This window comes from Streptomyces aurantiaciflavus (assembly GCF_049808595.1).
Taxonomy (GTDB): domain Bacteria; phylum Actinomycetota; class Actinomycetes; order Streptomycetales; family Streptomycetaceae; genus Streptomyces.
Genome location: NZ_JBNCAQ010000052.1, coordinates 48,462 through 60,000 on the forward strand (window position 1 = coordinate 48,462; position 11,539 = coordinate 60,000).

Consider the following 11,539-nt stretch of genomic DNA (forward strand, 5'->3'; position numbering starts at 1 on the left):
CCCACTGCCCACACCATCTCCCTGCCGTGGCCGCTGTCTTGGTCGGCCCTGTGGACGGCCGGCGTGGTCTGCGCGCAACCTGGCCGCCCGCCCGGCGTACGGAATCGCCTTCGCCGTCAACCAGTTCGCCGCCTCCGCCCTGACGCCTCCGCGTAACTCGCCCGAGTCGGCGCAGCCGACGCCGACGCCGACGCCGACGCCGCCGCCCTGGCCGCCGTACGCACGCGCGCGTGCTTGATGACCCGAGGCGGTCCGCGCCTCCGTGTCGACGGGGTGGCCACGGCGGCCGTCCCGGGCCTCGTCGTGGCCGGCCGGGGCTCACCGGCACCCGGACCGGGTGCTTCCGTAAGGGCGGCTCTGACCTGAGGTTATGCGGTGGATCACACGCGAGGTGACGTCTGTGGGTCGGACACGGCGGACCCCCAGCGGACTGTCGGTCGCTCCGGGTAGTTTGTGGTGACTCACAGGACTTTCAGGAAGGTTTGGCCGTGGCTGCTGATCTGTCGCAGATCGTGAAGGCGTACGACGTACGCGGAGTGGTCCCGGACCAGTGGGACGAGTCGCTGGCCGAGCTGTTCGGGGCGGCCTTCGCCCAGGTCACCGACGCACGGGCGATCGTCGTCGGCCATGACATGCGCCCCTCCTCGCCCGGCCTGTCCGGCGCCTTCGCCCGCGGCGCGGCGGCACGCGGCGTGCACGTCACCGAGATCGGCCTGTGCTCCACGGACCAGCTGTACTACGCCTCGGGCGCACTGAACCTGCCCGGCGCCATGTTCACCGCCTCGCACAACCCCGCGCAGTACAACGGCATCAAGCTGTGCCGCGCGGGTGCGGCCCCGGTCGGCCAGGACACGGGCCTGGCGGAGATCCGCGAACTCGTTGAGCGGTGGACGGAGTCGGGCGCCCCCGAACCGGCCCCGACCCCGGGAACCATCACCAGGGCCGACACGTTGGAGGATTACGCGGCACACCTCCGCTCACTCGTCGACCTGACGTCCATCCGCCCCCTGAAGGTCGTCGTCGACGCGGGCAACGGCATGGGCGGTCACACCGTCCCCACGGTCTTCGCCGGCCTGCCCCTGACGTCGGTCCCCCTGTACTTCGAACTGGACGGCACGTTCCCCAACCACGAGGCCAACCCCCTCGACCCGGCCAACCTCGTCGACCTGCAGAAGCGGGTCCGCGAGGAGGGCGCCGACCTCGGCCTCGCCTTCGACGGCGACGCCGACCGGTGCTTCGTCGTCGACGAACAGGGCGACCCGGTCTCCCCGTCCGCGATCACCGCCCTCGTCGCCGCCCGCGAACTCGCCCGCCACGGCGGCAAGGGCACGATCATCCACAACCTGATCACCTCCTGGGCCGTCCCCGAGGTCGTGAAGGAGAACGGCGGCACCCCGGTCCGCACCCGCGTCGGCCACTCCTTCATCAAGGCCGAGATGGCCCGCACCGGCGCGATCTTCGGCGGCGAACACTCCGCCCACTACTACTTCAAGGACTTCTGGAACGCCGACACCGGCATGCTGGCCGCCCTCCACGTCCTCGCCGCCCTCGGCGGCCAGGAGTCCCCCCTGTCCTCCCTGGTCGCCCAGTACGACCGCTACACCGGCTCCGGCGAGATCAACTCCACCGTCGACGACCAGGCGGCCCGCATCGCGGCGATCAAGGCCACGTACGGCGCCCGTGAGGACATCACCCTCGACGAACTCGACGGCCTCACGGTCACCTCCAAGGACTGGTGGTTCAACGTCCGCCCCTCCAACACGGAGCCCCTCCTCCGCCTGAACGCGGAGGCGCGGGACGAGGCGACCATGCGGAAGATCCGGGACGAGGTGCTCGGGGTCATCCGGGGCTGAGGGACGGCTCGGCGAGGGGCTCGTGGGCGCGCCCACCCGCGGGGCCGGACCGGCCCCGCGGCCCTGCGGGGCTGACACGGCGTACTTCCGCCTCTCGGCCCCACCGCGCAGGCGAAGGACGGCCCGCTGGGGTCGAAGGGGCGAAGCCCCTGGCAGAGCCGAAGCTGCTGGCAGGGCCGAAGTCCCTGGCAGGGCCGAAGCTGCTTGGCAGAGCCGAAGCTGCTTGGCAGGCCGCAGGGAAAGCCCCCAGAAGGGGGAGCCCCTGGGGTGGGAAACGGCTGGGGCGGCGGGCGCAAGCCCCTCGACGGTCACCCCAACACCCCACCCCCACCAGCGGTACGCTGACCAGGCACATCCGTACAACCACACACCCGCCGCACCCCACACCGCAGCCCCACCCCACCCGAAGGGACACCCCATGCCGCTCGAAGCCGGCCTCCTGGAGATCCTCGCCTGCCCGGCCTGCCACGCCCCCCTCAAGGAGCAGGACACCGAGCTGATCTGCACCGGCCAGGACTGCGGCCTGGCGTACCCCGTCCGCGACGGCATCCCCGTCCTCCTCATCGACGAGGCCCGCCGCCCCGCGTAAGGGCCCCCGGCGCCCAGCCCCGACACCGCGCCCCATTCCAGGGGTGACGAGGGCGACGCAGGGAACACCCATCCCGGACACCCGGCACCCCCCGGCGCCCGCACACCGACGACGACCCGGCGATCGGAGAACTGACGCCATGCTCGACGAATCGCTGCTCGACACGCCGGAGGCCCTGGCCGAGGCGGACCACCGCGCCCTCCTGCGCGGAGCGGCCGAGGCCGGCGCCCGCGTCCGCACCGCGGTCCGGCACGCCACCGAGGCCGGCGTCCCCCAGCTCAAACCGGACGGTCGCCCGCGCGCGATCCTCATCGCGGGCCCGGGCGCCGCCGCCACCTGCGTCGCCGACTTCCTCGCCACCCTCGCCGGCGCCGCCTGCCCGGTCACCCGCCTCGCCCCCACCGGCGTCGCCCCCGCCGCAGGCGCCCTGCGCTGGGAACTCCCCGGCTGGGTCGGCTCCGTGGACCTCCTCCTGATCGCCACCCCCGACGGCACCGAACCCGGCCTCTCGCTCCTCGCCGAGCAGGCCTACCGCCGCGGCTGCACCGTCGTCGCCGTCGCCCCCGCCCGCTCCCCGCTCACCGAAGCGGTGACCGCCGCCCACGGCCTGTTCGTACCGCTGGCGAGCGCGCCGTACGAACACGACGAGCAACCCCCCATCACCGCGTCCGCCCCCGGTGTCCTGTGGGCCCTGTTCACCCCCCTCCTCGCGCTCCTGGACCGCATCGCGCTCCTCTCCGCCCCGCCGGAGGCCCTGGAAAAGGTCGCCGACCGCCTCGACCACATCGCCGAACGCTGCGGCCCCGCCATCGCGACCTACAGCAACCCCGCGAAGACCCTGGCCGCCGAACTCGCCGACTCCCTGCCCGTGATCTGGACCGAGGGCACCTCCGCCGGCCCCACCGGCCGCCGCTTCGCCGCCGCGCTCGCCGAACTCTCCGGCCGACCCGCCGTCGTCTCCGAACTGCCCGAGGCCCTCGCCTCCCACAGCGCCCTGCTCGCCGGCCCCCTCGCCGCGAGCGCCGACCCGGACGACTTCTTCCGCGACCGTGTCGAGGAAACGCCCGCCCTGCACGCGCGCGTGGTGCTCCTGCGCGACCGCCCCATCGGCGGCCTCACCGCCGCCCCCGCCGCCCGTGACCTGGCCCTCAGCCACGACACACCGATCAGCGAACTCGAACCGGAGGCCGGCGACGAACTCGTCAGCCTCGCCGAACTGATCGCCGTCACGGATTTCGCCGCCGTTTACCTGGCGCTCGCCTCGGGAGCCTGATCCGGCGACCGTCCGACCGACCGTCCGCAGACGGACGGCACCCGTCGCGGACACCCGACGACCGACCACCGCGGACACCCGACGACCGGCCGTCGCGCAGAGCCGAGACCGCCGCGGGCCGCCGCGACACACCGAGAGACAGGCAGGCAGAGACACCGCATGGACCGCCTCGACAACACCGTCCGCCCCTACGCCTGGGGCTCCCCGACCGCGATCCCCGGCCTGCTCGGCGTCGAACCGACCGGCGAGCCGCAGGCCGAGATGTGGATGGGCGCCCACCCGGGCGCACCCTCCCGCACCGCCCGGGGCACCCTCGTCGAGGTCATCGAGGCCGACCCGGAGCGCGAACTCGGACCCAGGGCGACGGCCAGGTTCGGCCCCCGCCTCCCCTTCCTCCTCAAGATCCTCGCCGCCGGCGCCCCCCTCTCCCTCCAAGTCCACCCCAACCTGGAACAGGCCAAGGAGGGCTACGAGGACGAGGAGCGCCGCGGCATCCCCGTGGACGCCCCGCACCGCAACTACAAGGACGCCAACCACAAGCCCGAACTCCTCTGCGCCCTCACCGAGTTCGACGGCCTGTGCGGCTTCCGCGCCCCCGCCCGGGCCGCCGACCTCCTCGACGGCCTCGGCGTCGACTCCCTCAAGCCGTACGTCGACCTCCTGCACGCCCACCCCGAGGACGCCGCCCTGCGCGAGGTCCTCACCGCGATCCTCACCGCCGACCCCGAGGAGATGGCCCACACCGTCGCGGCCGCCGCAGCCGCCTGCGACCGCCTCGGCGGCGACTACGCCCCCTACGCCGGCATCGCCCACCACTACCCGGGCGACCCCGGCGTCATCGCCGCCATGCTCCTCAACCACGTCCGCCTCCAGCCCGGCGAAGCCCTCTTCCTCGGAGCCGGCATCCCGCACGCCTACCTCAGCGGCCTCGGCGTCGAGATCATGGCCAACTCCGACAACGTCCTGCGCTGCGGCCTGACCCCCAAGCACGTCGACGTCCCCGAACTCCTGCGCATCGTCCGCTTCGAGCCCGGCGACCCCGGCGTGCTGCGCCCCGAGGCCGCCCCGGACGGCGAAGAGGTCTACGAAACCCCCATCGACGAGTTCCGCCTCTCCCGCTACGTCCTCCCCGAGGGCGCCGCCCCCCACGACCTCACCCTCGCGACCCCGCAGATCCTCCTCTGCACGGCAGGCTCCGTACAGGCGGGCGACCACACGCTGACCCCCGGCCACTCCGTCTTCGTCCCCGCGGGCGAAAAGGCCGAAGTGTCCGGAACGGGTACGGTCTTCCGCGCCACCGTCGTCGCCTGACGCATCCCGCTCCGCCCACCGGGCACACGGATGACGGTCCGGGCTGCAACAATGCCCACCGCAAAGGACGGGCAAAGGGCACGAGCGGCCCCGAGGACCACCCCGAGGACGAAGGGACAACGCGAACACATGAGCGCGTCAGGCGGCACCAGGGCGATCGTGGCGGCACTCGCCGCCAACCTCGCGATCGCGGCATCGAAGTTCGTGGCGTTCGCCTTCAGCGGTTCGTCGTCGATGCTCGCCGAGGGCGTGCACTCGCTCGCCGACTCCGGCAACCAGGCCCTCCTCCTGGTCGGCGGCAAGAAGGCCCAGCGCGAGGCCACCCCGCAGCACCCCTTCGGCTACGGCCGCGAGCGCTACATCTACGCCTTCCTCGTCTCCATCGTCCTGTTCTCGGTCGGCGGCATGTTCGCCATCTACGAGGGTTACGAGAAGCTCCAGCACCCGCACGAGATCGAGCACTGGTACTGGCCGGTCGGCGTCCTGGTCTTCGCGATCCTCGCGGAGTCGTTCTCCTTCCGGACGGCCATCAAGGAGTCCAACCCCCTGCGCGGGAACCACTCCTGGAAGGAGTTCGTGCGCCGCGCCAAGGCCCCCGAACTCCCCGTCGTCCTGCTGGAGGACCTCGGCGCCCTCGTCGGCCTCATCCTCGCCCTCATCGGCGTCGGCCTGGCCATCATCACCGGCGACGGCGTCTGGGACGGCATCGGCACCATCTGCATCGGCGTCCTGCTCGTCCTGATCGCCCTCGTCCTGGCCGCCGAGACCAAGTCCCTCCTCCTCGGCGAGGCCGCCGGCCCGGAGGAGACCCAGAGGATCGAGGCCGCCATCGTCGACGGCGACACCGTCACCCGCGTCATCCACATGCGCACCCTCCACCTCGGCCCCGAGGAACTCCTCGTCGCCGCCAAGATCGCCGTCCAGCACGACGACACGGCCAGCGAGGTCGCGCGCGCCATCGACGCCGCCGAGTCCCGCATCCGCGAGGCCGTCCCCATCGCCCGCGTCATCTACCTCGAGCCCGACATCTACAGCGAGGCCGAGGCGGCCAAGGGCGCCGACCCCGAGGCCACCCCGGGCGGCCCGGCCCACCCCGCGGCCGACCACTGACCCACACTCCACCCCGCGGGGCCCGCCGAACACCGGCGGGCCCCGCGGCTTTCCCCCCTCTCCCACCCCTCCTCACCCAGCGTGATCGGCGTGATCTGTTCGGAGGTGGACTGGGGCCTCCCCGCGCCTCCGGTGTAGCTTGGAACGGAGCCAGACGTCGCTGCTGATGGCGGTCGGGCGGTCCCGTACGGACCGACCGAGGGAGAGAGGGCCTCCGACGGACTGCGCTGCGCGCACGCGGGCATGCCTGTGTCCCTTTCGGGCACCCCTGTGTCCGCCGCCGCGCAGACCAGCCGTACCCAGACCTCGACCCAACCCCGAGGAGCAGCTCGCAATGACGACTGTCGACAACCGACAGGACTTCAAGGTCGCCGACCTCTCCCTGGCCGAGTTCGGCCGCAAGGAGATCACCCTCGCCGAGCACGAGATGCCGGGCCTCATGGCGATCCGCAAGGAGTACGCCGCCTCCCAGCCCCTCGCCGGCGCCCGCGTCACCGGCTCCCTGCACATGACCGTGCAGACCGCCGTCCTCATCGAGACCCTCGTCGCCCTGGGCGCCCAGGTCCGCTGGGCCTCCTGCAACATCTTCTCCACCCAGGACCACGCGGCCGCCGCCATCGCCGTCGGCCCCGACGGCACGCCCGACAACCCCCAGGGCATCCCGGTCTTCGCCTGGAAGGGCGAGACCCTGGAGGAGTACTGGTGGTGCACCGAGCAGGCCCTGACCTGGCCGGACAGCCCCACCGGCGGCCCCAACATGATCCTCGACGACGGCGGCGACGCCACCCTCCTCGTCCACAAGGGCGTCGAGTACGAGAAGGACGGCAAGGTCCCCTCGCCCGACACCGCCGAGTCCGACGAGCACCGCGTCATCCTCGAACTCCTCACCCGCACCGTCGCCGAGACGCCCCAGAAGTGGACCCAGCTCGCGTCCGAGATCCGCGGCGTCACCGAGGAGACCACCACCGGCGTCCACCGCCTGTACGAGATGCAGCGCGACGGCGTCCTCCTCTTCCCGGCGATCAACGTCAACGACGCCGTCACCAAGTCGAAGTTCGACAACAAGTACGGCTGCCGCCACTCCCTCGTCGACGGCATCAACCGCGCCACCGACGTCCTCATCGGCGGCAAGACCGCCGTCGTCTGCGGCTACGGCGACGTAGGCAAGGGCTGCGCCGAGTCCCTGCGCGGCCAGGGCGCCCGCGTCATCGTCACCGAGATCGACCCGATCTGCGCCCTCCAGGCGGCGATGGACGGCTACCAGGTCACGACCCTCGACGAGGTCGTCGACAAGGCCGACATCTTCATCACCACCACCGGCAACAAGGACATCATCATGGCCTCGGACATGGCCAAGATGAAGCACCAGGCCATCGTCGGCAACATCGGCCACTTCGACAACGAGATCGACATGGCCGGCCTCGCCAAGGTCCCGGGCATCGTCAAGGACGAGATCAAGCCGCAGGTCCACACCTGGACCTTCCCCGACGGCAAGAAGATCATCGTTCTCTCCGAGGGCCGCCTGCTGAACCTCGGCAACGCCACCGGCCACCCGTCGTTCGTGATGTCCAACTCCTTCGCGGACCAGACCCTGGCCCAGATCGAGCTGTTCACCAAGCCCGACGAGTACCCGACCGGCGTCTACACGCTGCCCAAGCACCTCGACGAGAAGGTCGCCCGTCTCCACCTGGACGCCCTCGGCGTCAAGCTGACCACGCTCCGCCCCGAGCAGGCCGCCTACATCGGCGTCGAGGTCGAGGGCCCGTACAAGCCGGACCACTACCGCTACTGAGTCCGCAGCCCCGCCGCTGAGGAGCGCACCCGTGCACTGACGCGCCCCTCAGCGCCCGGTCCTCCGAGGCAGGCCCCCGCACCCCCGTGTCGGGGGCCTGCCCCATTGGCCTCCGTCCGGCCGCCGCCACAAGCGCCGACGCCGGCCGCCGAGGTGACCGGACCAGCCCGTCACATCCCAGGACCCCCATGCCCCGCGGCCGTTATTCGCTCCACGATCCGCACGATCACACCCCCCTCGCTCACGAACACTTCCAGTGCGCCCCCGGCCCCTCCGGCTGGCGCTACGTCTCCCAGCTGACCACCCCCACCGGCGATCACACCGGCTCCGTCGACCTCACCCTCGACGCCCTCGGCCGCCCCCTCCGCCTTGAACTCCACGCCGGCAACTGGCAGGTCCGCGGCGCAGCCCTCGACGGCGTCACCTGGGTCCGCACCGACCCCACCGGCACCCACGCCACGGAAGGCAACGTCCAGGCCCATGCCTTCACCGGCACATCCCCCGCCTTCCTCATCGCCATCAGCCGACTCCTACGCCTCACCCCCTCCACGTCCGCGACCCGCGTACGCCTCGTCGCCTTCACCGACCCGGTCCTCGCCCCACACACCGTGGACCAGTCCTGGGCCTTGGTGAACAGAGAAGCACACGCCACTGACAACGGCCCCCTGACCGTGGACGAATACCAGGTCACAGCCCTGGACACGGGCGAACAGCACGCCGTCCACATCGCCGGCGACGTGGTCCTCGCGGCACCCGGCATCGAGCTGGAAGACCTCGAATCGCCCCCGTCGACCTTCGACTGAACCCGTCGACCGAGAAGGGGCTAGGCGGGCGGCACGAACCCCGTGGCCGGACGCTCGGCCGGACGCTCGGCCGGCGGCATCCCCTCCGCAGGCGCCACCGGCCTGTCCCGATGGGAGGCCTCCTGCGCCGCAGGCGGAACCCGGTCGGCGGCACCAAACCGCTGGTCGACCGGCACGACCGGCGCACCATAGGAAGGCGGCGCACCCGGCGCACCGGGGACATGGTGGACATGAGCGACGCCGGACTGCCCGACACCACCCCCGCCTCCGAACGCCCGGCGCGACTCCCGGACCTGCCGCTCCTGCACCACCGCCGCCAGATAAGCCGCCGGCGGCACGCCCTGAGGCACAGGAACCCCGGTAAGCGCCGCCAGATCCCCGGCCAAGCGCTCCGCCATCGCCCAGCCGACCTGCGGATCCAACTGGTTCATCCGCCCCAGGTACTGCCTGGTCGCCAACCACAGACCGTCCGGCACCGCCGACAGATCGAGCCCGGAGAACCGCCCGGCAAGCCACGGCGGCGGAGGCGGCAGGAAACCCGTCCGCGCCACCGGCACCCGCTCCCGCACCACCAGAGTCCCGGCGAAAACGTCACCGAGCCGCCGCCCACGAGCCGACACGAGCGACGCGATACACGCCACCACCCCCGCCGTCAGCAGAATCTCGACCACACCGAGCGCACCCCGCACCAGCGCGTGCCGGAACCTGATCGGCCCACCGTCGTCCCGCACCACACGCAACCCGCACGCCGTCTTCCCCAGCGACCGCCCATGGCTGAGCGTCTCCACCGCGATCGGCCCACCCACCAGCACGAGCAGGAAAGTGGCGATCGACACCGCGACCCGCGCCGCCTCGTCCAAGGACGCAGTGGCCGTCAACAAGCCGATGCTCACGACGACGTAGGCCACCAGGGTCACGGTCACGTCCAGCAACGCGGCCAAGGCCCTGCTGGGCAGCCTGGCAGGCTGCAGCTCCAGCGCCACCGCCTCACCGGTCACCAGCTCACTCACGCCCGCCGTCCCTTCCCTGACCTGCCCCGACAACGGCCAGTCTGCCAAGCTGAGGGCGCACAGCACCGCAGTACGACAAGCTGACATCTACGACCTGACATCTACGACCGGCCGTCGACGAAACAGCCGAGGAGCAGGCACACCGATGGACCTCGACGTCTTCGTCTCCGCCCACCGAGCCGAGTGGGACCGCCTCGACGCCCTCCTGCGCCGGCGCAACCTCACCGGCACCGAGGCGGACGAACTCGTCACCCTGTACCAGCGCACCGCCACCCACCTCTCCCTCATCCAGTCCAGCGCCCCCGACCCACAGCTCACCGGCCGCCTCAGCCAACTGGTGGCACGCGCGCGTAGTGCCGTGACAGGCACCCGACGCGCCTCTTGGCGGGACGTCACCCGTTTTCTCACCCAGTCCTTCCCCGCCGCCGTCTACCGGTCGCGGCACTGGTGGGTGCCCACCGCGCTCGCCTCCACCGCGCTCGCCGCCCTCCTGGGCTGGTGGATCGGCACCCACCCGGAAGTGCAGTCCTCCATAGCGGCCCCCAGCGAACTGCGGGAGCTCACCCGACCCGGCGGCCAGTACGAGACGTACTACTCGAGCCACCCGGCGGCCTCGTTCGCCGCCCAGGTCTGGACGAACAACGCCCAGGCCGCCGCGATGTGCCTGGTCCTGGGCGTCTTCCTGGGCCTCCCTGTCCTCTGGATCCTCTTCCAGAACATGCTCAACCTCGGCGTCGGCATCGGCCTCATGTCCTCAGCGGGCCGACTCGACACCTTCCTCGGCCTGGTCCTCCCGCACGGCCTCCTCGAACTCACCGCGGTCTTCGTAGCCGCCGGCACCGGCCTGCGCCTCGGCTGGACCCTGATCGACCCCGGCCCCCGCACCCGACGCACCGCCCTCGCCGAGGAAGGCCGAGCCGCAGTGGGCACGGCCATCGGCCTCGCCCTGGTCCTGTTCGTCTCAGGCGCCATCGAAGGCTTTGTCACCCCTTCCGGTCTGCCCACCTGGACCCGTATCACCATCGGCATCACCGCCGAACTGGCCTTCCTCGCCTACGTCTACGTCCTCGGCGGCAGGGCTGCCCGCGCCGGAGACACGGGCGACGTCGACGCGGCCGAGCGCAGCGCGACGGTGCCGACGGCCGCCTGATGTGCGAGTGCGCGCGCTGAACTGCTACTCTCCTCTTCGCCCCACAAGAGCCGTTGACACGGAGCGCGTGGGGAGGTAGATTCGAACAGTTGCCTGGACTGGGCATGGATCCGGTCGGCAGCGAGTTAGTATCTATACGGCATCTCGGAACGTTGATTCCGCAGAGCCCCCTCCCGATGAATCGGAAATGAGTGGCCGGTCAGACCGGCCTGGAACTTCTGATAAAGTCGGAACCGCCGGAAAGGAAACCGCGAAACAAAAGCGGGAACCTGGAAAGCGCCGAGGAAATCGGATCGAGAAAAGATCTGATAGAGTCGGAAACGCAAGACCGAAGGGAAGCGCCCGGAGGAAAGCCTGAGAGAGTCTCTCGGGTGAGTACAAAGGAAGCGTCCGTTCCTTGAGAACTCAACAGCGTGCCAAAAATCAACGCCAGATATGTTGATACCCCGTCCCCGGCAGTGATAGCCGAGGATGAGGTTCCTTTGAAAAAACACAGCGAGGACGCTGTGAGCGAGAGGATTATTCCTCCTCTCGTTCCGCTCTCGTGTGTGTGCACCGGATTACCGGTAAACATTCACGGAGAGTTTGATCCTGGCTCAGGACGAACGCTGGCGGCGTGCTTAACACATGCAAGTCGAACGATGAAGC

General features: G+C 71.0%; 9 protein-coding genes and 1 rRNA gene (1 of these 10 running past the window's edge). 9 read left to right on the top strand and 1 reads right to left on the bottom strand.

Annotated features, from left to right (window positions below; genetic code table 11):
• Window positions 1-488: 488 nt before the first annotated feature.
• The 7 genes from ACPT94_RS39220 to ACPT94_RS39250 all read left to right on the top strand — a co-directional run bounded on the left by ACPT94_RS39220 (window position 489) and on the right by ACPT94_RS39250 (window position 8,731).
• On the top strand, window positions 489-1,853 hold the full coding sequence (locus ACPT94_RS39220) for a phosphomannomutase/phosphoglucomutase (RefSeq protein ID WP_425247978.1): 1,365 nt from the start codon (window positions 489-491) through the stop codon (window positions 1,851-1,853).
• 418 nt (window positions 1,854-2,271) lie between these two features.
• Complete coding sequence (locus ACPT94_RS39225; protein WP_360347509.1) at window positions 2,272-2,442, top strand: Trm112 family protein; 171 nt, start codon at window positions 2,272-2,274, stop codon at window positions 2,440-2,442.
• Between the two features lie 139 nt (window positions 2,443-2,581).
• Window positions 2,582-3,715 carry an SIS domain-containing protein gene (locus ACPT94_RS39230; protein WP_360347511.1) on the top strand — a complete coding sequence of 378 codons (1,134 nt, stop codon included), beginning with the start codon at window positions 2,582-2,584 and terminating at the stop codon, window positions 3,713-3,715.
• A 159-nt stretch (window positions 3,716-3,874) separates the two neighbouring features.
• Window positions 3,875-5,026, top strand: coding sequence for a mannose-6-phosphate isomerase, class I (gene manA, locus ACPT94_RS39235; protein WP_360347513.1), 1,152 nt, complete (start codon window positions 3,875-3,877; stop codon window positions 5,024-5,026).
• A 129-nt stretch (window positions 5,027-5,155) separates the two neighbouring features.
• Complete coding sequence (locus tag ACPT94_RS39240; RefSeq protein ID WP_425247979.1) at window positions 5,156-6,136, top strand: cation diffusion facilitator family transporter; 981 nt, start codon at window positions 5,156-5,158, stop codon at window positions 6,134-6,136.
• Between the two features lie 334 nt (window positions 6,137-6,470).
• Window positions 6,471-7,928 carry an adenosylhomocysteinase gene (ahcY, locus tag ACPT94_RS39245; RefSeq protein ID WP_360347517.1) on the top strand — a complete coding sequence of 486 codons (1,458 nt, stop codon included), beginning with the start codon at window positions 6,471-6,473 and terminating at the stop codon, window positions 7,926-7,928.
• Between the two features lie 188 nt (window positions 7,929-8,116).
• Window positions 8,117-8,731, top strand: a complete 615-nt coding sequence (locus tag ACPT94_RS39250; RefSeq protein WP_425247980.1) for a hypothetical protein — start codon at window positions 8,117-8,119, stop codon at window positions 8,729-8,731.
• A 20-nt stretch (window positions 8,732-8,751) separates the two neighbouring features.
• Here the strand turns inward: ACPT94_RS39250 and ACPT94_RS39255 are convergent, their stop codons facing one another.
• On the bottom strand, window positions 8,752-9,741 hold the full coding sequence (locus ACPT94_RS39255) for an RDD family protein (protein ID WP_425247981.1): 990 nt from the start codon (window positions 9,739-9,741) through the stop codon (window positions 8,752-8,754).
• A gap of 145 nt (window positions 9,742-9,886) precedes the next feature.
• Here ACPT94_RS39255 and ACPT94_RS39260 point away from each other — a divergent pair, with 145 nt between their 5' ends.
• Together ACPT94_RS39260 and ACPT94_RS39265 are read left to right on the top strand one after the other, a co-directional pair.
• Entirely contained in the window at window positions 9,887-10,891 is a 1,005-nt protein-coding gene (locus ACPT94_RS39260; protein WP_425247982.1) for a stage II sporulation protein M, read from the top strand.
• 573 nt (window positions 10,892-11,464) lie between these two features.
• Window positions 11,465-11,539, top strand: a 16S ribosomal RNA gene (locus ACPT94_RS39265); it runs 1,451 nt beyond the window's last position.

Bases quoted from the DNA above. Each gene is read 5' to 3' on its own strand.
- ACPT94_RS39225 (WP_360347509.1), top strand. From the start codon at position 2,272: ATGCCGCTCGAAGCCGGCCTCCTGGAGATCCTCGCCTGCCCGGCCTGC.
- ahcY (WP_360347517.1), top strand. From the start codon at position 6,471: ATGACGACTGTCGACAACCGACAGGACTTCAAGGTCGCCGACCTCTCC.
- ACPT94_RS39250 (WP_425247980.1), top strand. From the start codon at position 8,117: ATGCCCCGCGGCCGTTATTCGCTCCACGATCCGCACGATCACACCCCC.
- manA (WP_360347513.1), top strand. From the start codon at position 3,875: ATGGACCGCCTCGACAACACCGTCCGCCCCTACGCCTGGGGCTCCCCG.
- ACPT94_RS39240 (WP_425247979.1), top strand. From the start codon at position 5,156: ATGAGCGCGTCAGGCGGCACCAGGGCGATCGTGGCGGCACTCGCCGCC.
- ACPT94_RS39260 (WP_425247982.1), top strand. From the start codon at position 9,887: ATGGACCTCGACGTCTTCGTCTCCGCCCACCGAGCCGAGTGGGACCGC.
- ACPT94_RS39230 (WP_360347511.1), top strand. From the start codon at position 2,582: ATGCTCGACGAATCGCTGCTCGACACGCCGGAGGCCCTGGCCGAGGCG.